Annotated in this window: 18 protein-coding genes; 14 read left to right on the top strand and 4 right to left on the bottom strand. The window is 61.9% G+C overall.

All coding sequences use genetic code 11. The features are described 5' to 3' along the window. Positions 1-5: 5 nt before the first annotated feature. Positions 6-722 (bottom strand): 4'-phosphopantetheinyl transferase family protein, encoded by a 717-nt coding sequence (locus tag AC07OP_RS07175; protein ID WP_253491783.1) that lies wholly within the window; start codon positions 720-722, stop codon positions 6-8. A 136-nt stretch (positions 723-858) separates the two neighbouring features. On the opposite strand from AC07OP_RS07175, the gene AC07OP_RS07170 reads away from it, so the two are divergent. Genes AC07OP_RS07170 through AC07OP_RS07160 form a run of 3 tightly spaced genes read left to right on the top strand, consistent with a single transcriptional unit; the run spans position 859 to position 3,206 of the window. Beyond that, positions 859-1,167, top strand: coding sequence for a hypothetical protein (locus AC07OP_RS07170; protein ID WP_115488987.1), 309 nt, complete (start codon positions 859-861; stop codon positions 1,165-1,167). An 18-nt stretch (positions 1,168-1,185) separates the two neighbouring features. Further along, positions 1,186-1,863 (top strand): response regulator, encoded by a 678-nt coding sequence (locus tag AC07OP_RS07165; protein WP_017138377.1) that lies wholly within the window; start codon positions 1,186-1,188, stop codon positions 1,861-1,863. Continuing rightward, complete coding sequence (locus AC07OP_RS07160) at positions 1,860-3,206, top strand: ATP-binding protein (RefSeq protein WP_141155816.1); 1,347 nt, start codon at positions 1,860-1,862, stop codon at positions 3,204-3,206. Before AC07OP_RS07165 ends, AC07OP_RS07160 begins: the two co-directional genes overlap by 4 nt. A gap of 67 nt (positions 3,207-3,273) precedes the next feature. On the opposite strand, the gene AC07OP_RS07155 is transcribed toward AC07OP_RS07160, so the two are convergent. Further along, complete coding sequence (locus AC07OP_RS07155) at positions 3,274-4,272, bottom strand: AraC family transcriptional regulator (RefSeq protein WP_495100584.1); 999 nt, start codon at positions 4,270-4,272, stop codon at positions 3,274-3,276. A 27-nt stretch (positions 4,273-4,299) separates the two neighbouring features. On the opposite strand from AC07OP_RS07155, the gene AC07OP_RS07150 reads away from it, so the two are divergent. From AC07OP_RS07150 to AC07OP_RS07135, 4 genes are all read left to right on the top strand, one after another. Further along, positions 4,300-4,437 (top strand): hypothetical protein, encoded by a 138-nt coding sequence (locus AC07OP_RS07150; protein WP_155954385.1) that lies wholly within the window; start codon positions 4,300-4,302, stop codon positions 4,435-4,437. A 174-nt stretch (positions 4,438-4,611) separates the two neighbouring features. Next, a complete protein-coding gene (locus tag AC07OP_RS07145) occupies positions 4,612-5,943 on the top strand; it encodes a dicarboxylate/amino acid:cation symporter (protein ID WP_115488990.1) in 1,332 nt (443 codons plus the stop codon). A gap of 170 nt (positions 5,944-6,113) precedes the next feature. Next, a complete protein-coding gene (locus AC07OP_RS07140) occupies positions 6,114-7,100 on the top strand; it encodes an XdhC family protein (protein WP_495100585.1) in 987 nt (328 codons plus the stop codon). After that, a complete protein-coding gene (locus AC07OP_RS07135) occupies positions 7,097-7,687 on the top strand; it encodes a nucleotidyltransferase family protein (protein ID WP_027607798.1) in 591 nt (196 codons plus the stop codon). The genes AC07OP_RS07140 and AC07OP_RS07135 overlap by 4 nt, the downstream gene beginning before the upstream one ends. A 63-nt stretch (positions 7,688-7,750) precedes the next feature. Here the strand turns inward: AC07OP_RS07135 and rne are convergent, their stop codons facing one another. Beyond that, complete coding sequence (rne, locus tag AC07OP_RS07130) at positions 7,751-10,942, bottom strand: ribonuclease E (RefSeq protein WP_495100586.1); 3,192 nt, start codon at positions 10,940-10,942, stop codon at positions 7,751-7,753. A 767-nt stretch (positions 10,943-11,709) separates the two neighbouring features. Here rne and rluC point away from each other — a divergent pair. Genes rluC through AC07OP_RS07115 form a run of 3 tightly spaced genes read left to right on the top strand, consistent with a single transcriptional unit; the run spans position 11,710 to position 14,323 of the window. Further along, complete coding sequence (gene rluC / locus AC07OP_RS07125) at positions 11,710-12,669, top strand: 23S rRNA pseudouridine(955/2504/2580) synthase RluC (protein ID WP_027607800.1); 960 nt, start codon at positions 11,710-11,712, stop codon at positions 12,667-12,669. Beyond that, positions 12,656-13,318 (top strand): HAD-IA family hydrolase, encoded by a 663-nt coding sequence (locus tag AC07OP_RS07120; protein WP_495100587.1) that lies wholly within the window; start codon positions 12,656-12,658, stop codon positions 13,316-13,318. Before rluC ends, AC07OP_RS07120 begins: the two co-directional genes overlap by 14 nt. Positions 13,319-13,339: 21 nt before the next feature. Continuing rightward, positions 13,340-14,323: a S49 family peptidase gene (locus AC07OP_RS07115; protein WP_092359488.1), complete on the top strand. Its 984-nt coding sequence runs from the start codon at positions 13,340-13,342 to the stop codon at positions 14,321-14,323. A gap of 136 nt (positions 14,324-14,459) precedes the next feature. On the opposite strand, the gene AC07OP_RS07110 is transcribed toward AC07OP_RS07115, so the two are convergent. Then, entirely contained in the window at positions 14,460-15,038 is a 579-nt protein-coding gene (locus AC07OP_RS07110) for a Maf family protein (RefSeq protein ID WP_027607803.1), read from the bottom strand. A 105-nt stretch (positions 15,039-15,143) separates the two neighbouring features. On the opposite strand from AC07OP_RS07110, the gene AC07OP_RS07105 reads away from it, so the two are divergent. The 4 genes from AC07OP_RS07105 to fabD all read left to right on the top strand — a co-directional run bounded on the left by AC07OP_RS07105 (position 15,144) and on the right by fabD (position 17,949). Beyond that, a complete protein-coding gene (locus AC07OP_RS07105) occupies positions 15,144-15,674 on the top strand; it encodes a YceD family protein (protein WP_027607804.1) in 531 nt (176 codons plus the stop codon). Positions 15,675-15,687: 13 nt separating this feature from the next. Continuing rightward, positions 15,688-15,870: a 50S ribosomal protein L32 gene (gene rpmF, locus AC07OP_RS07100; RefSeq protein WP_008152339.1), complete on the top strand. Its 183-nt coding sequence runs from the start codon at positions 15,688-15,690 to the stop codon at positions 15,868-15,870. A 4-nt stretch (positions 15,871-15,874) separates the two neighbouring features. Continuing rightward, positions 15,875-16,885 carry a phosphate acyltransferase PlsX gene (plsX, locus tag AC07OP_RS07095; protein ID WP_495100588.1) on the top strand — a complete coding sequence of 337 codons (1,011 nt, stop codon included), beginning with the start codon at positions 15,875-15,877 and terminating at the stop codon, positions 16,883-16,885. A gap of 125 nt (positions 16,886-17,010) precedes the next feature. Next, positions 17,011-17,949: an ACP S-malonyltransferase gene (gene fabD, locus AC07OP_RS07090; protein ID WP_495100589.1), complete on the top strand. Its 939-nt coding sequence runs from the start codon at positions 17,011-17,013 to the stop codon at positions 17,947-17,949. Positions 17,950-17,960 lie beyond the last annotated feature (11 nt).

Raw genomic sequence — 17,960 nt, 5'->3', positions numbered from 1 at the left:
GTGTATCAAGCGCTGATGGCAACCAGACTCAACAACTGCCCCTCATTCACCGCAAACTGCGCGGTAAGTTCCTTGCCGTGGCACCACTCGCTGGACAGGTCGGTGAGCAAGCGCAAGCGCACATGCCCGGCCTCTGACCACTCCACCACCTCGGCATGCTCAAAATAAAAGCGCTTTTGCACGATCGGGTAGAGCGCCTTGAACAAACTCTCCTTGACCGAAAACGTCAGCGTCACCAGCAAGGCGATCTGCGCTCGCGGCACATCAGCCATACGCTGCAGCTCTTGCGCCGTCAGAATTTCCCCGGCCAGACGCTCCGCCCGTTCCAGGCTCAGCAGGTTCTCCAGGTCCATCCCCAACCCGCGCCATTGTGCCTTGTGCCCGACAATCGCGGCGGCATGCCCGGTGCTGTGGGTGATGGAGCCGCTGATATGGGCGGGCCACACTGGTGCGCGGTCTTCGCCGATCGCCGGGATGCAGTTGATCTGATCGAGCTGTTGCAGGGCCGCGCGCGCGCACAGGCGACCGGCGAGAAACTCGGCCTGACGCTTGGCCACCGAGCGCTGGATGCTCGCCGGCGGCGGCACGGCGCAGTGCTGGAAGTCGCCGGGTGCCAGCAATGCAGGGTCGAACCGGGTGCTGAGAAACACCGTGCCCGGCAAGGGGGCGGGCAGCGGCCAATGGGCGTCGAGTGGGGTGCAGCAAGCGGGTAGGGGCGTCATGGGCGGTATTTTGCCGAGTTGATGGGCAAGAGGATAGCCCGCCGTGATTCAGGCGAGGTTCAGAGCCCGTTCAGGGGGAGTTCAGGGGCGCCTGCGTAGTCTGGCCTCACAGCCAAACGCGTAATGAGGTAACACCATGACTGCGATCAAGAAGCTGATGTTGGCCTTAACCATGCTCAGTGCCACCGTCGGGGTTCAGGCCTCCGATGGTGCCTTTGCCGCATTCGGCCGTGAGAAAACCAAGAAATCCAGCATCCTGATGCAGCGCGTCAGCATCGAAGATGCTGGCAGTCAGCCCACGCCCTGGGGCCAGTCCCTGGGCCAGGCCACCCCGCAGCCGAGCTATCGCGCCGGCTATGAACACCTGACCGGCCGGTTCAACGGCATTAAACTGCGCCCGCAAGATCTGCAGGGCCGCTATGATACCCCTCTGTCGGACAGTTGATTTGCTTTGGAGAGCCTTATGAAATTGCTGGTGGTGGAAGATGAGGCGCTGTTGCGCCATCACCTGTTTACCCGCCTGACCGACAGCGGCCACGTGGTCGAGGCCGTGGCCAATGCCGAAGAGGCCCTGTACCAGACCGGTCAATTCAACCATGACCTGGCGATCATCGACCTGGGCCTGCCCGGCATGGGCGGCCTGGACCTGATCCGCCAACTGCGCAGCCAGGCCAAGACCTTTCCGATCCTGATCCTCACCGCGCGCGGCAACTGGCAGGACAAGGTCGAAGGCCTGGCCGCCGGCGCCGACGACTATGTGGTCAAGCCGTTCCAGTTCGAAGAGCTGGAGGCGCGGATGAACGCCTTGCTGCGCCGCTCCAGCGGGTTTACCCAGTCGACCATCGTCGCCGGGCCCTTGCTGCTGGACCTCAACCGCAAGCAGGCGTCCCTCGATGAACAGCCCCTGGCATTGACCGCCTATGAATATCGCATCCTCGAATACCTGATGCGCCATCACCAGCAGGTCGTCGCCAAGGACCGCCTGATGGAGCAGCTCTACCCCGACGACGATGAACGTGATCCGAATGTGATTGAAGTGCTGGTCGGCCGCCTGCGCCGCAAGCTGGAAGGCCCGGCCGGGTTCAAGCCGATCGATACCGTGCGCGGCCTGGGCTACCTGTTCAATGAGCGCTGCCGTTGATTCGCTCGCTCCGTGTGCGCTTGATGCTGGCGGCCGCCACCCTGGCCGTGCTGTTTATGCTGGGCCTGTTGCCCGCCATGCAGGGTGCGTTCAGCCTGGCATTGCAGGATTCCATCGAGCAGCGCCTGGCGTCGGACGTCACCACACTGATCTCCGCCGCGCGGGTGGAAAACAATCGCCTGCTGATGCCGGCGCAGTTGCCGGATGAACGCTTCAACCTCACCGATAGCCGGTTGCTCGGCTATATCTATGACCGCGAAGGCCACCTGGTGTGGCGTTCGCGGGCCACCCGGGACGAAAACATCAACTACAAGCCGCGCTATGACGGGCGCGGCAATGAGTTTGCGCGGATTCGCGAGTCCGACGGCCAGGAGTTCTTCGTCTATGACGTCGAGGTCAGGCTGCTCGGCGGCAAGAGCGCGGCGTTCAGTATCGTGGCCCTGCAACCGGTGCGCGAATACCAATTGACCCTCGAAGGCCTGCGCGAAAACCTCTACCTGGGCTTCGGCGCGGCACTGCTGGTGCTGCTGACCTTGCTGTGGCTGGGCTTGACCTGGGGCCTGCAGGCCCTGCGGCGATTGAGCCAGGAGCTTGACCAGATCGAAGGCGGTACCCGCGAAAGCCTCTCCGAGCAACACCCGCGCGAATTGCTGCGTCTCACCGGCTCCCTTAACCGCCTGCTGCATAGCGAGCGCGAACAACGGGCACGTTACCGCGACTCCCTCGATGACCTGGCCCACAGCCTGAAAACGCCACTCGCCGTGTTGCAAAGCGTGAGCGAAGACATGGCGCAACGTCCGGAAGATCGCGACCAGGCCTGGGTGCTGCAATCCCAGATCGAACGCATGAGCCAGCAAATCGGCTACCAGCTGCAGCGTGCCAGCCTGCGCAAAAGCGGCCTGGTGCGCCATCAGGTGCGCCTGGAGCCGGTCGTGCAAAGCCTCTGCGATACGCTGGGCAAGGTCTACCGCGACAAGGGCGTCACGGTGTCCTTTGACCTGCCACACGAATGCGATGTACCGATCGAGAAGGGCGCCCTGCTTGAATTGCTCGGCAACCTGCTGGAAAACGCCTACCGGTTGTGCCTGAGTGAAGTACGCATCAGCCTGGTGGAAAATTCCGAAGGGCTCGAGTTGTGCATCGAGGACGACGGCCCCGGAGTGCCACCGGACCAGCGTGCACGGATCCTGCAACGGGGCGAGCGCCTGGACCGTCAGCATCCGGGGCAGGGGATCGGGTTGGCGGTGGTCAAGGACATCATAGAAAGCTACGGCGCGCGATTGACCCTGGGGGATTCGCCGCTGGGTGGTGCGGCGTTCAAGATTCACTTTCCGGCCTTGTGAACGGTAGTGGCTGGGCTGGCCCTATAGGGGGCTTGCCCCCGATGAGGCCCTCACACACGACGCAGCGCTAACTCTCCTGCGCCCGGTAGGCCCCCGGTGTCAGCCCCGTCCACTTCTTGAACGCCCGATGAAACGCCGACGGTTCTGAGAACCCCAGCTGCTCGGCGATCGCCTGCAAGGACAAGTCCGCCCGCCCCAGGTGGTAGATGGCGATGTCCCGCCGCAATTCATCCTTGAGCGCCTGAAAGCTGGTGCCTTCTTCGCGCAAATGTCGGCGCAGGGTTTGCGGGCTGACGTGCAAGTGCTGGGCGACGGCTTCCAGGTCTGGCCAGGGGGTACGGTCGCGGCTCAACAAGCGCCGCAACTGGCTGCTCAAGCTGTCGCCTTCATCCGGGCGTGACAGCAGGTCGGCGGGGGAGCGCTCGAGGAAATGCTTGAGGGTGCGTTCGTCCTGCAACAGCGGCAGGCTCAGGTAGCGGGCGGGAAACACCAGGCTGCTGTGCGCTGCACCGAACACCTGGGCGCAGGGAAACAGCAGGTCATATTCACCGGCGTGGGCCGGCATCGGGTAGCTGAAGGTGGCCTGGTGCAAACGAATGCGCTGGCCAATCAGCCAACTGCCCAGGCGGTGCCAGATCACCAGCAGGCATTCGCTGAGGAAGTGATCCGGGTCCCACAGTTGAGAGTCATCCAGGCTCAGGCGGGCCATTTCGCCTTCCCGTGTCAGCTGCCAGCGCGGGCCTTGTGGGAATAGGCTATAAAATAATAAGCCGCGTTCCAGAGCCTTCTCCAGGGTGCGGCAGTGGATCAGCGCATGGCACATCATGGCGAAGGTGCCGCGTTTGCTCGGCCCGTCGGCGAACCCCAGGTACTCATCGTCCAGCGCCAGCCAGAGCATTTGCAGCAGCCGGGTAAATTGCTCGGGTGCAATGCGGGCGCGGGGTTCGGTCAACAGCTCCGGGGTGATGCCCAGCTGTTGCAACAGGCCCGAATAGTCGTAACCGGTTCGACGCGCACCGCCCAGGGCTGCCCGGGCGTAATGGCTGGCGATGGTACGTTCACGCATGCGGGGCCCTCGTCCATGGAATGGCGGATGGTAGTCATCACCTGGCAGGGCGACAAGGCGGATATCCGCCAAATTGTAGGACGGGATTGGGCGGCGTGGCGGAAATCCGCCAGCCTATTCGGCACATTGGTGGCGGCTTTGAAATCCGCAACCCTGATGTATTAAGGCTCCCAGGGGGTTTCAGCAAAGTGGCACGGCGTTTGCGATAAGGATTACAGCGCAGGCCTGGTCCTACAGGCTTCGCAAACAACAAATCCCTCCAGTGCAGGAGGGTTCGCAATTCAAGTGTCGTGGGCAATGGCGGATATTTGCCACACGGGACGATTGAGGAATTTTGCAATGACGACTCGTCAGCCAATCTACAAATCCCTGTATTTCCAGGTGATCGTTGCAATCGTTATCGGTATTTTGCTCGGTCACTTCTACCCGCAGACCGGCGTGGCGCTCAAGCCACTGGGTGACGGCTTCATCAAGCTGATCAAAATGGTCATTGCCCCGATCATCTTCTGCACCGTTGTCAGCGGCATCGCCGGCATGCAAAGCATGAAATCGGTCGGCAAAACCGGCGGCTACGCGCTGCTGTACTTCGAAATCGTTTCCACCATCGCACTGTTGATCGGCCTGATCGTGGTGAACGTCGTGCAACCGGGCGCCGGCATGCACATCGACGTGGCAACCCTGGACGCCTCCAAAGTCGCTGCCTACGTGACTGCCGGTGCCGACCAGAGCATCGTTGGCTTCCTGCTTAACGTGATCCCGAACACCATCGTCGGCGCTTTCGCCAACGGCGACATCCTGCAAGTGCTGATGTTCTCGGTGATCTTCGGTTTCGCCCTGCATCGCCTGGGTGCCTACGGCAAGCCGGTGCTGGACTTCATCGATCGCTTCGCCCACGTGATGTTCAACATCATCAACATGATCATGAAGCTCGCGCCACTCGGTGCCCTGGGCGCCATGGCGTTCACCATCGGTGCCTACGGTGTAGGTTCCCTGGTGCAGTTGGGCCAGTTGATGATCTGCTTCTACATCACTTGCCTGCTGTTCGTGCTGGTGGTGCTGGGTGGTATCTGCCGCGCCCACGGTTTCAGCGTTCTGAAACTGATCCGCTACATCCGTGAAGAGCTGTTGATCGTACTGGGTACTTCTTCCTCCGAGTCCGCACTGCCACGCATGCTGATCAAGATGGAGCGTCTGGGCGCGAAGAAATCCGTAGTCGGCTTGGTGATCCCGACCGGCTACTCGTTCAACCTCGACGGTACCTCGATCTACCTGACCATGGCGGCCGTGTTCATCGCCCAGGCGACTGACACCCACATGGACATCACCCACCAGATCACCCTGCTGCTGGTGCTGCTGCTGTCCTCCAAAGGTGCTGCTGGCGTGACCGGTAGCGGCTTTATCGTACTGGCTGCCACCCTGTCGGCTGTCGGCCACCTGCCGGTTGCCGGCCTGGCGCTGATCCTGGGTATCGACCGCTTCATGTCCGAAGCCCGTGCACTGACCAACCTGGTGGGTAACGCCGTTGCTACCCTCGTTGTGGCCAAGTGGGTCAAGGAACTGGACACCGACAAGCTGCAAAGCGAGCTGGCATCCGGCGGTACCGGTATCTCTGAAACCCGCGAAGTCGATGACTTGGGCGTGGCCGAGGGCCCAGCCCCTGTGATCAAGTAAACCGCTGATGGCGTGAATCCGCGCCGACAGCTATCCGCAAACGCCCCGACTGGTTCGGGGCGTTTGCGTTTGTGCGGGATTACTTTTTTGCAATATTTTCACTTAGAGTCAGCGACTGATGAAATTCGCGCTACGCGGCATGTTCCAAACGCAGACTGGCAGGAGGGTATATGGACAGTGTTGATTTGAATGTCCTGCGCAGCGTGCTCGAATGGCGCCGCGCCGGGCAGCAGGTGGTGTTGTATAGCGTTGTCCAGACCTGGGGCAGCGCGCCGCGTCCACCGGGCGCCATGTTGGCGTTGCGGGGGGATGGCGTGGTGATCGGCTCGGTGTCCGGCGGTTGCATCGAGGACGACTTGATCGCCCGCTTGCAGGATGGTCGCCTGAGGCACGACGGGCCGCCGGTGCAGTTGGTGACGTACGGCGTGACTCGCGACGAGGCCGCGCGTTTCGGCTTGCCGTGTGGCGGCACGCTGCGCCTCACTGAAGAGCGCGTGGATGATTGGGCCTGGGTAGCGGAGTTGCTCTCACGCTGTGAGGCCCACGAAATTGTCGCGCGCGAACTGGACCTTGCCACGGGTCACGTGAGCCTGAGTGCGGCGAGCAAGACCGATGTCGTCACGTTTGATGGCGAGCGCCTGCGGGCCATCTACGGCCCGCGTTGGCGCCTGTTATTGATCGGCGCCGGGCAGTTGTCACGCTACGTGGCGGAAATGGCGCGCCTGCTGGATTTCGAAGTATTGATATGCGATCCGCGTAGTGAGTTTGTCTACGGCTGGGAAGAGCAGCACGGACGCTTCGTGCCGGGTATGCCTGATGAGGCGGTGCTGAACATCCAGACCGACGAGCGCACGGCCATTGTCTGCCTGACCCATGATCCGCGCCTTGATGATATGGCGTTGCTGACGGCGTTGAACTCCAGTGCCTTCTACATCGGCGCGCTGGGTTCGCGGGTCAATAGCCAGACGCGTCGCGAGAACCTGGCGGCGCTGGGGTTGTCGACGGACGCGATTGCGCGTTTACATGGGCCGATTGGCCTGCATATCGGTAGCCATACGCCGGCGGAGATCGCCTTGTCGTTGATGGCGGAAATTGTCGCGATCAAGAACGGCGTGGCGCCAATGCAGAAAAAGCCCCTGCCGGCGGTTGCTGAATAATGCTGGCGGCGATTGTCTTGGCGGCGGGGCGGGGCAGCCGGTTCCGAGCCGAGGCGGGGGCTGACCAGGATAAGTTGCTGGCCGATTGCGTGGGCCGTGATGGGGTGATGCGTCCGGTGATCGAGCAGGTATTGGTGAATTTGCCGGATCGCCTGATGGCGCGCTGGCTGGTGACCACGCCGGATCGCACGGAGATCATTCGGTTGGCCCAGGCGTATGGCTGCCAGGTCTTGCTGTTGCAGTCAGCCGGCATGGGCGAGAGCATCGCCGCAGCCGTCGCGGCCAGTGCCTCGGCGGATGGCTGGCTGGTGGTGTTGGGGGATATGCCGTTTATCCAGTCATCGAGCATTGAACGGGTGATTGACGCGCTGGAGGAGGATGGCATCAGCGTGCCGGTGCAGGCGGGTGACTATGGGCATCCAGTGGCCTTTGGTCGCGCTTTTGGTCCGGACTTGATGGCGCTGACCGGGGATCGTGGAGGCAAGCCATTGTTCGCACGTGTCCGGGTGCGGGAAGTGCAGGTGGAAGATGCGGGTGTTCTGTGGGATGTGGATCTGCCGAAACGGTTAAATTTTAGTGCGGACTAAGTAAAGGACATAAAAAAAGCCCCGCCTGATCACTCAGGCGGGGCTTTTTAGTGGCTGATGGAATCAGGCGAGGGGTTTAGGCTCGTGTTCTTCTTCCAGGGCCTTGTGCTCTACCCCTGCTTCAGCAGCGGTGTGCTCAACCACGGTTTCAGCAACCGGGGCTGGCGCCTCGACAGCTTCGACTACGGCTGGAGCGGCAGCAGCGGCGGCGGCAGCTGCCTCAGCTTCCTTGCGACGACGACGCACTTCACGTGGGTCGTTCGGCGCACGGCCGTTTTCGGTCAGGGCGCTGGCTGGTGCGGCTTCTACCACGGGTGCTTCGGCAACCACCGGGGCCTCAACAACCACTGGCGCAGCCTCGACAGCTGGCGCAGGCTCGGCAACCACTACTTCGGCAACCGGCGCAGGCGCTTCTTCTACCACCGGTGCAGGCGCTGGTGCTTCAACCGGGGCGGCAGGTTCGGCAGTCCACTGGAAGGCGGTCTGTTCTTCGCGAACTTCACGCACTGCCGGGGCAGCTTCTTCGACAGCCGGGGCTTCAGCGGCGGCTTCAACTACTGGCTGAGGCTCAACCACCGGAGCGGCTTCAACTGCGACCACTTCGGTTTCTGGCTGGGCGTCGCGGGTCGGTGCCACTTCCACTTCCGGAACCACTGGGGCTTCGACAGGGGTAGTTGCTTCAACGACCGGTGCTTCAACCGCTGGGGTCTCGGCAACTGGCGCTTCAACGGCAACGGTTTCTTCGACAGCGGCAGTCGCGCGTTCAGCCTGTTCGTGAGCCTGGGCTTCAGCAGGTGCGCTGATCACCGAGCTGGCAACCGCTGCGGTAACGGCCAGGCCGGCAGCCAGTTCGGCACCGGTCGGTTCGTGGGCGGCGCCTTCTGCGTTCTCGCCGGCCTCTTCCGAGCCCTCGATCACATTGCCATTGGCATCACGCTGACGCTCACGGCGGTTGCTGCGACGACGCTGGCCACGGGAGCGGCGGCGTGGACGATCGCCTTCGGCGTTGTCCTGGCCGTCTTCCTGCAATTGCTCTTCGCCGGCCTGCACTTCTTCTTCGCTGGGGGCAGCGGCTTGCTCGGCACGTGGTTGACGCTCTTCACGCGGTGGGCGCGGCTGGCGCTCTTCACGTGGTGCACGCTCTTCACGCGGCTGGCGAGCTGGGCGCTCTTCAGCGGCAGCGGCTGCAACACCTGCAACGGCAGGGGCGGCATCCAATGGCTCGCGCAGTTCACGCACACGTTCTTCACGCTCGCCACGCGGCTTGCGATCTTCACGCGGAGCGCGCGGGGTACGTGGTGCGCGCTCTTCGCGCGGTGCACGTTCTTCACGGGCTACGACCGGGGTTTCTTCACGCGCTTCGCGAGGTGCACGCTCTTCACGTGGTGCGCGTTCTTCGCGAGGCGCACGTTCTTCACGCGGCTTGCGCTCTTCGTCACGGCGACCGTTGCGGTTACGGCTCTGCTGGCGACCGTTGCGACGCTCTTCGTTGCGTGCAGGGCGTTCGGTCGCAGGTTTTTCAACCACGACCGGTGCCGCAGGCTCTTCCTTGGTGGCGAACAGGCTGACCAGCGACTTCACCAGGCCCTTGAACAGGCTCGGCTCAGGCAGGGCGGCCGGTGCGGCAACCGGGGCAGCGGCTTCAACCGGCACCGGTGCGTTGGCACGGGCTGGCGCGGTTTTCACGGCGGCTTCCTGGCGCACCAGGGTGCGGGTCGCGGCGGCTGGCTGGACTTCTTCCACTTCGGCGGCGGCGGCAGCGATTTCGTAGCTGGACTGGCCGCTGTGGGCTTCCGGGCTGTCGTCACGCAGGCGCTGTACTTCGAAGTGCGGCGTCTCGAGGTGATCGTTCGGCAGGATCACGATACGAGCACGGGTGCGCAGTTCGATCTTGGTGATCGAGTTGCGTTTTTCGTTGAGCAGGAAGGCTGCGACCGGGATCGGCACTTGCGCGCGGACTTCGGCGGTGCGGTCTTTCAGGGCTTCTTCTTCGATCAGGCGCAGGATCGCCAGGGACAGCGATTCAACGTCACGGATGATGCCGGTGCCGTTGCAACGCGGGCAGACGATGCCGCTGCTCTCGCCCAGGGATGGACGCAGGCGCTGACGGGACATTTCCAGCAGGCCGAAGCGCGAGATACGGCCGACCTGTACGCGGGCTCGGTCGGCTTCCAGGCATTCGCGGACTTTCTCTTCCACGGCGCGCTGGTTCTTGGCGGGGGTCATGTCGATGAAGTCGATCACGATCAGGCCGCCGATGTCGCGCAGGCGCAACTGGCGGGCGATTTCTTCAGCCGCTTCCAGGTTGGTCTGCAGGGCGGTTTCTTCGATGTCGCTACCCTTCGTGGCGCGCGCCGAGTTGATGTCGATGGACACCAGGGCTTCGGTCGGGTCGATCACGATGGAGCCGCCGGAAGGCAGCTCGACCACACGCTGGAAAGCGGTCTCGATCTGGCTTTCGATCTGGAAACGGTTGAACAGCGGCACGCTGTCTTCGTACAGCTTGATCTTGCTGGCGTACTGCGGCATCACCTGGCGGATGAAGGTCAGGGCTTCGTCCTGGGCTTCGACGCTGTCGATCAGCACTTCGCCGATGTCCTGGCGCAGGTAATCGCGGATGGCGCGGATGATCACGTTGCTTTCCTGGTAGATCAGGAACGGCGCGGAACGATCCAGGGAGGCCTCTTTGATGGCGGTCCACAGTTGCAGCAGGTAGTCGAGGTCCCACTGCATTTCTTCGCTGCTGCGGCCCAGGCCGGCAGTGCGCACGATCAGGCCCATGTCGGCCGGTGCGATCAGGCCGTTCAGCGCTTCACGCAGTTCGTTGCGCTCTTCGCCTTCGATGCGACGGGAGATGCCGCCGGCACGCGGGTTGTTCGGCATCAGCACGAGGTAACGGCCGGCCAGGCTGATGAAGGTGGTCAGGGCGGCGCCCTTGTTGCCACGTTCTTCTTTTTCGACCTGAACGATGACTTCCTGGCCTTCGCTCAGGACGTCCTTGATGTTTACGCGGCCTTCGGGGGATTTCTTGAAGTATTCGCGGGAAATTTCTTTGAGGGGCAGGAAGCCGTGGCGCTCGGAGCCGAAATCGACAAAGGCAGCCTCAAGGCTTGGTTCGATGCGAGTAATACGGCCTTTATAGATGTTGGCCTTCTTTTGCTCGCGTGCACCGGATTCGATGTCCAGGTCGTAGAGGCGTTGGCCATCTACCAGTGCAACACGCAACTCTTCGGGTTGAGTTGCGTTAATCAGCATTCTTTTCATGTTGTACCGTCGGTTTCCGGGCTGCCGGAAACGGCGTTCGGCACACACGACTTCTCACGGTCGGTGTCAGGTGCGTCAAGAGTGGTTGGCCACTCCAGTGTCCAGCAAAATCGGCCAATTGGGCCGGTATCGCGACGGACGCGTCCTGCTTGTTAGCGGTGGTGACAAAGGCACCACTTCAACAAAAGCTAAGGTCAGGAGGAGGAATCAACCGGCGACTGTGGACGAGATGAAGCGTCTAAATATAAGCCTAGTGCTACACGGTCCGACGGTTGTGCATCTCCACCCTACACGTATCCCTGATAATTCGGGTGCTGCCGCGCGCAGAATCCGCAGCGGGTTGGCATTTACCGTGTTCTCCAATGGGGAGTCCACGCTCATGGCTAAACAAGACTGAATGTGGGCGACTGCGCTCACACTCAGCTCTTAACAGGCGTTGTTTCCGAAGCATTCGCCGTGGTCCGGCTCAAGACTGACTGCACTTTGTGAACTGGCCGTAAATATCGGCGCAGAACGCGAGTATTCACTCTGCTTTCTGCACTCGCTTCAGGCCTCATGTCACCTGCGCTTGTTACAATCTCGAGCCTTCCAGGGTGGCGAAAGCCCCGTAGGACGGCCTCGCGTCCTGATGAATTGCGATGGTCAGGGCCGGCAGTTTGCCGCTAGTCCTCTGCCCAGGCCGCTTTTGGCGGCGTTCGCGACTATAGCAGCAATGATTAAGTGCTTCAATTCCATAAAAAATTGTTATCATCGCCGCCATGACGACTACCGCCCCCCAGACCCCCAGCGTCCAGCTGCTCGAGGTCTCGCCGGAATATGCCGGCCAACGCATCGATAATTTTCTCCTGGCCAGGCTCAAGGGTGTGCCCAAGACCTTGATCTACCGCATCTTGCGCAAAGGCGAAGTGCGCGTGAACAAGGGCCGCATCAAGCCTGAGTACAAGTTGCAGGCGGGCGATATTGTCCGTGTGCCGCCCGTGCGCGTGCCTGAACGCGATGAGCCCGTGCCATTGGCCCAGGGCCTGTTGCAGCGCCTTGAGGCATCGATTGTCTTCGAAGACAACAAGCTGATCGTGATCAACAAGCCCTGCGGCATTGCGGTTCACGGTGGCAGCGGCCTGAATTTCGGCGTGATCGAAGCCTTCCGTCAGCTGCGCCCGGATTGCAAGGAGCTGGAGCTGGTCCACCGCCTGGACCGCGACACCTCCGGCCTGTTGATGATCGCCAAGAAACGCAGCATGTTGCGCCACCTGCACACCGCCCTGCGCGGCGATGGCGTGGACAAGCGCTATATGGCGCTGGTGCGCGGCAACTGGGCCAGCTCGATCAAGAGCGTCCGCGCGCCGTTGCAGAAGAGCAACCTGCGCTCCGGCGAGCGCATGGTCGAAGTGGACGAGGAGGGCAAAGAAGCCCTGACCCTGTTCAAGGTGCTGCGTCGTTTCGGTGATTTTGCCACCATGGTCGAGGCCAAGCCGGTGACGGGGCGCACCCACCAGATTCGTGTGCACACCCTGCATGCAGGCCATTGCATCGCTGGCGATACCAAGTATGGCGACGAGGATTTTTCCAGGGAAATCCGTGACCTGGGCGGCAAGCGCCTGTTCCTGCACGCCTACATGCTCACCGTGCCGCTGCCTGACGGCGGCGAGCTGAAGCTGCAGGCGCCGGTGGATGAGATGTGGGCCAAGACCGTGGAGCGTTTGAGTGTCGCACCTTGACTACAAGCTGCTGATTTTCGATTGGGACGGCACCCTGTGTAACTCCATCGGTCGGATTGTCGAGTCGATGCACGCAGCTTCGAGCCGCTCGGGCTTCGACGTGTGCACTGACCTGGCGGTCAAAGGCATTATCGGCCTGGGCTTGCCTGAGGCGATCCGCACCTTGTACCCCGAGATCAGCGACGCTGAACTGGTGACGTTCCGCGAGCATTACGCGGATCACTACATTGCGCTGGAGGCCACACCTTCGCCGTTGTTCGAGGGTGTGGCGCAGTCGCTGGAGGCTTTTCGCGCCGGGGGCTATCACCTGGCCGTCGCCACCGGCAAGGCCCGCCGCGGGCTGGACCGGGTGCTCAGCGCCCATGGCTGGGAGGATTATTTCGACATCACCCGTGCCGCAGATGAAACCGCCAGCAAACCTCACCCTCTGATGCTGGAGCAGATCCTTGCCCATTGCGGCGTGTCGCCGCGTGAGGCGCTGATGGTAGGGGATGCTTCCTTCGACCTGATGATGGCGCGCAACGCCGGCATGGACAGCGTGGCAGTCAGCTATGGCGCCCAGTCCGCCGAGGCGTTGCAGCAATACGAGCCGAGGGTCACGATTGATCATTTTTCTGAATTGCAGGCCTGGCTCGGTCGGGCCCAATAAGTCTTTGCTGGGGTTGATGGCATGAGTGACGAGTGGAAAGCGCCTGAAAAGGCTGAAAGCGGTGACGACAAGAGCTGGAAACTGCTGGAGAAGACGCTGCTGGCCAGCGTCCAGGAGCAGCGCCGTGCACGGCGCTGGGGGATTTTCTTCAAGCTGCTGACCTTCACTTACCTGTTGCTGATGCTGGCGCTATTCAGTCCGCTGATGGACATGGAAAAAAACGCGACCCGTGGCGCCAACTACACCGCGTTGATCGAAGTGCGGGGAGTGATCGCCGACAAGGAGCCTGCCAGCGCTGACAATATCGTCAGCAGCCTGCGTGCCGCGTTTGAAGACCCCAAGGTCAAGGGCGTGATCCTGCGCATCAACAGCCCAGGCGGCAGCCCGGTGCAATCGGGTTATGTGTATGACGAGATTCGCCGCCTGCGCGGCCTGCACCCGGATATCAAGCTGTACGCGGTGATTTCCGATCTGGGGGCCTCGGGCGCGTATTACATTGCCAGTGCCGCCGACCAGATCTACGCCGACAAGGCCAGTCTTGTCGGCTCCATTGGTGTGACGGCAGCCGGCTACGGCTTTGTCGGTGCCATGGAAAAGCTGGGGGTTGAGCGTCGTACCTACAACTCGGGCGAGCACAAGTCGTTCCTTGATCCGTTCCAGCCGCAAAAGGCCGATGAAACCCAGTTCTGGCAGGGAGTGCTCGATACCACCCATCGCCAGTTCATCGCCAGCGTGAAACAGGGGCGTGGGGATCGCCTGAAGGACAAAGACCATCCGGAGCTGTTCTCCGGGTTGGTGTGGTCGGGGGAGCAAGCATTGCCGCTGGGGCTGATCGATGGTTTGGGCAGTGCCAGTTCGGTAGCGCGGGATGTGGTCGGCGAGAAAGAACTGGTGGACTTCACCGTTGAAGAATCGCCGTTTGATCGTTTCTCCAAGAAGCTCGGCGCCAGCGTGGCTGAGAAGCTGGCGCTGTACATGGGCTTCCAGGGTCCGGCACTGCGTTAATATCTCAAGTCTGTCGTAGATCAAAATGTGGGAGGGGGCTTGCCCCCGATAGCGGCGGATCAATCAATCCAAGGTTGGCTGACACACTGCTATCGGGGGTAAGCCCTCCCTTCCCATATTTGGTTTAGCAGTGTTCTTAAGGGATTTGCACGCCTTCGCTGAGCAGCATGTCCACCAAACGAATCAGCGGTAAGCCGACCAGGCTGGTCGCGTCCGGCCCTTCGGTGCTTTGGAACAAGCTCACGCCCAGCCCTTCCGCCTTGAAGCTGCCTGCGCAGTCATACGGCTGCTCGATCCGCAGGTAGCGCTCGATGCGCGCTGCATCCAGCTCGCGCATGTGCACAGTGAAAGGCACGCAGTCGACCTGGCAGCGCCCGGTCTCGCTGTTAAGGAGGGCCAGGCCGGTGAGGAAGCTGACACGCTTGCCGCTGGCGGCCAATAACTGCTCGCGCGCATTTTCGAACGTGTGAGGCTTGCCGATGATGCGGCCTTCCAGCGCGGCGACCTGGTCTGAGCCGATGATCAGGTGGCCGGGGTGGCTGGCGGCAAGGGCGCGGGCTTTCTGTTCGGCCAGGCGCTTGACCAGGTCTGTGGCGGACTCGTTTGCAGCATGGCTTTCGTCGATATCCGGCGAGCTGCAGATGAATGGCAGGTGCAGGCGGCTGAGTAATTCCCGGCGATAAACCGAGCTGGAAGCGAGTAATAAAGGCAGCATATACGTATCCTCAAGGCAGCCGCCGATTCTAGCGGGGCGACCGGCCGACGCACAGGGCTGAATTTCCTTTGACATGGCTGGGGGCATCCCTATAATGCTGCGCCTATGTTGAATGACCCGATTCCACCTCACGTTGACCCGCGCAAATTGGCTGATCGTGGCACTTCCCTTCAAGGTGAGTTGCTGCTGGCCGATTTGGAGAGACTCTGCGACCCGCTTTCCGACACTGTCGGTACGGTGCAGGCCAAATTCGTTTTTGAACGAGATGAACGTAAATCTGTGGTAATTCACAGTTTTATCGACACCGAGGTCAAAATGGTTTGCCAGCGTTGTCTTGAGCTGGTCACCCTGCCGATTCACAGCGAGTGCAGTTATGCTGTGGTAAAGGAGGGTGCGAATACCCAGTCGTTGCCGAAAGGTTATGACGTGCTGGAACTGGGCGAAGATCCTTTGGATCTGCATGCACTGATCGAGGAGGAGCTTCTGCTCGCCTTGCCCATTGTGCCTGCTCATCATCCGGAAGAATGCCAGCAGCCGGCGGGTCTCGATGACGAGTCCGAACCGAGCGAGGACGAGGTAACGCGGTCCAACCCGTTCAGTGTATTGGCGCAGTTAAAGCGTGACCCAAACGTTTAGGAGTTAATCAATTATGGCTGTTCAGCAGAACAAAAAATCCCGCTCTGCCCGTGACATGCGTCGTTCCCACGATGCCCTGACGGCAAGCACTCTGTCTGTAGAAAAAACCACCGGTGAAATTCACCTGCGTCACCACGTATCGCCAGAAGGCGTATACCGTGGCCGTAAAGTGATCGACAAGGGCGCTGACGAGTAATCACTTGTCTGCTCAAGTCATCGCGATTGACGCAATGGGCGGGGACTTCGGTCCCCGCAGCATTGTTCAGGCCTGCATTGCCAGCCTGTCTGCCACGCCCTCGCTGCACCTGACCCTCGTCGGTCAACCCTCCCTCCTTGAAGAATTGATTGCCAGCCATCCGGCGGTGGATCGCGCGCGCCTGACGATTACGCCAGCCAGCGAAACCATCACCATGGATGAGAAGCCGGCGACGGCCCTGCGTGGCAAGCCTGACTCTTCGATGCGGGTGGCCTTGGAGCTGCTGCGTGATGGCAAGGTGCAAGCCTGTGTCAGCGCCGGCAACACTGGGGCGTTGATGGCGTTGTCGCGGCATGTGCTCAAGACGCTGCCGGGCATTGATCGACCGGCAATGGTGGCGGCGATTCCGACGCAGAAGGGCTATTGCCAGTTGCTGGACCTGGGGGCGAACGTCGATTGCAGTGCCGAGCACCTGTTCCAGTTTGCCGTGATGGGCTCGGTGGCCGCCGAAGCGCTGGGCGTGGCCCGGCCGCGGGTGGCCTTGCTGAATATCGGCACCGAAGACATCAAGGGCAACCAGCAGGTCAAGCTTGCCGCCACCTTGCTGCAAGGTGCGCGAGGCCTGAACTACATCGGCTTTGTCGAGGGTGATGGGTTGTACCGGGGCGAGGCGGATGTGGTGGTGTGCGACGGGTTTGTCGGCAATATCCTGCTCAAGTCCAGCGAAGGCCTGGCGACCATGATCGCCTCGCGTATCGAGGCCTTGTTCAGGCGTAACCTGGTATCGCGCCTGGTGGGCGCCCTGGCGCTGCCGTTGATGCGTCGCCTGCAGGCCGACCTGGCCCCGGCGCGGCATAATGGTGCAAGCTTCCTGGGGTTGCAGGGCATCGTGGTGAAAAGCCACGGTTCGGCCGGGGTAGAGGGCTTCCAGAGTGCGATTGCGCGCGCGGTGATCGAGATCCAGGAAAACCTGCCGCACCGCTTGCACGGCCGTCTCGAGGACCTGTTGCCTTAGGCGAATCGGCCGGGGAATGCTTAAATGTGACCGGCCAGTTCAATTGACCATCCAATCTGTCAGTTTCGTGCGCTCCCACCGAGGAGCGGCCATTTCCGACGACCAGATCATTAGGGGCTTGTTACATGTCTACATCCCTCGCATTCGTCTTTCCAGGGCAGGGTTCGCAGTCCCTCGGCATGTTGGCCGAGCTGGGCGCGCAATACCCGCTGATCCTGGACACGTTCAAGGAAGCTTCCGACGCCCTGGGTTACGACCTGTGGGCGCTGACCCAACAAGGGCCGGAAGAGCAGCTCAATCAAACCGATAAAACCCAGCCAGCCATCCTGACCGCTTCGATCGCCCTGTGGCGCTTGTGGTTGGCCGAAGGCGGTGCGCGTCCGGCTTTCGTGGCCGGTCATAGCCTGGGCGAATACAGCGCCCTGGTGGCGGCGGGCAGCCTGACCCTTGCTGAAGCGGTCAAGCTGGTCGAGCGTCGTGGCCAGCTGATGCAGGAAGCCGTTCCGGCCGGGCAGGGCGGCATGGCCGCTATCCTGGGGCTGGACGATGCCGTCGTGATCGAAGCCTGCGCCGAAGCGGCCCAGGGTGAAGTGGTCAGCGCGGTAAACTTCAACTCCCCAGGCCAGGTGGTGATCGCCGGTGCCAGGGCGGCCGTCGAGCGTGCCATCGAAGGCTGCAAGGCGCGTGGTGCCAAGCGTGCATTGCCGTTGCCGGTGAGCGTGCCGTCGCACTGCGAGCTGATGCGCCCGGCTGCCGAGCGCTTTGCCGAGTCCATCGCTGCCATCAACTGGCAGGCGCCACAGATCCCGCTGGTGCAGAACGTCAGCGCAGCCGTGGCCGCCGACCTCGACACCCTCAAGCGCGACCTGCTGGAGCAACTCTACAAGCCTGTGCGCTGGGTCGAGTCGGTCCAGACCCTGGCCGCCAACGGCGCCACCGAGCTGGTCGAGTGCGGCCCGGGCAAAGTCCTGGCTGGCCTGAACAAGCGCTGCGCCGACGGCGTGTCGACTGCCAACCTCAATACCCCGGATGCCTTCGCTGCCGCTCGTGCGGCGCTGGCCTGATCCCCGAACTT

This window comes from Pseudomonas sp. GW821-FHT09D08 (genome assembly GCF_059416305.1).
The sequence above is the reverse complement of the archived record's forward strand: the minus strand, read 5'-3'. Positions and strand labels throughout refer to the sequence as shown.

Excerpts from the sequence above, each read along its gene's own strand:
- fabD (WP_495100589.1), top strand. The coding sequence starts at position 17,011 with ATGTCTACATCCCTCGCATTCGTCTTTCCAGGGCAGGGTTCGCAGTCC.
- AC07OP_RS07140 (WP_495100585.1), top strand. The coding sequence starts at position 6,114 with ATGGACAGTGTTGATTTGAATGTCCTGCGCAGCGTGCTCGAATGGCGC.
- rpmF (WP_008152339.1), top strand. The coding sequence starts at position 15,688 with ATGGCTGTTCAGCAGAACAAAAAATCCCGCTCTGCCCGTGACATGCGT.
- AC07OP_RS07165 (WP_017138377.1), top strand. The coding sequence starts at position 1,186 with ATGAAATTGCTGGTGGTGGAAGATGAGGCGCTGTTGCGCCATCACCTG.
- AC07OP_RS07115 (WP_092359488.1), top strand. The coding sequence starts at position 13,340 with ATGAGTGACGAGTGGAAAGCGCCTGAAAAGGCTGAAAGCGGTGACGAC.
- AC07OP_RS07175 (WP_253491783.1), bottom strand. The coding sequence starts at position 722 with ATGACGCCCCTACCCGCTTGCTGCACCCCACTCGACGCCCATTGGCCG.
- AC07OP_RS07150 (WP_155954385.1), top strand. The coding sequence starts at position 4,300 with ATGGTAGTCATCACCTGGCAGGGCGACAAGGCGGATATCCGCCAAATT.
- AC07OP_RS07170 (WP_115488987.1), top strand. The coding sequence starts at position 859 with ATGACTGCGATCAAGAAGCTGATGTTGGCCTTAACCATGCTCAGTGCC.
- rne (WP_495100586.1), bottom strand. The coding sequence starts at position 10,942 with ATGCTGATTAACGCAACTCAACCCGAAGAGTTGCGTGTTGCACTGGTA.
- AC07OP_RS07155 (WP_495100584.1), bottom strand. The coding sequence starts at position 4,272 with ATGCGTGAACGTACCATCGCCAGCCATTACGCCCGGGCAGCCCTGGGC.
- AC07OP_RS07105 (WP_027607804.1), top strand. The coding sequence starts at position 15,144 with ATGTTGAATGACCCGATTCCACCTCACGTTGACCCGCGCAAATTGGCT.
- AC07OP_RS07110 (WP_027607803.1), bottom strand. The coding sequence starts at position 15,038 with ATGCTGCCTTTATTACTCGCTTCCAGCTCGGTTTATCGCCGGGAATTA.
- AC07OP_RS07145 (WP_115488990.1), top strand. The coding sequence starts at position 4,612 with ATGACGACTCGTCAGCCAATCTACAAATCCCTGTATTTCCAGGTGATC.
- rluC (WP_027607800.1), top strand. The coding sequence starts at position 11,710 with ATGACGACTACCGCCCCCCAGACCCCCAGCGTCCAGCTGCTCGAGGTC.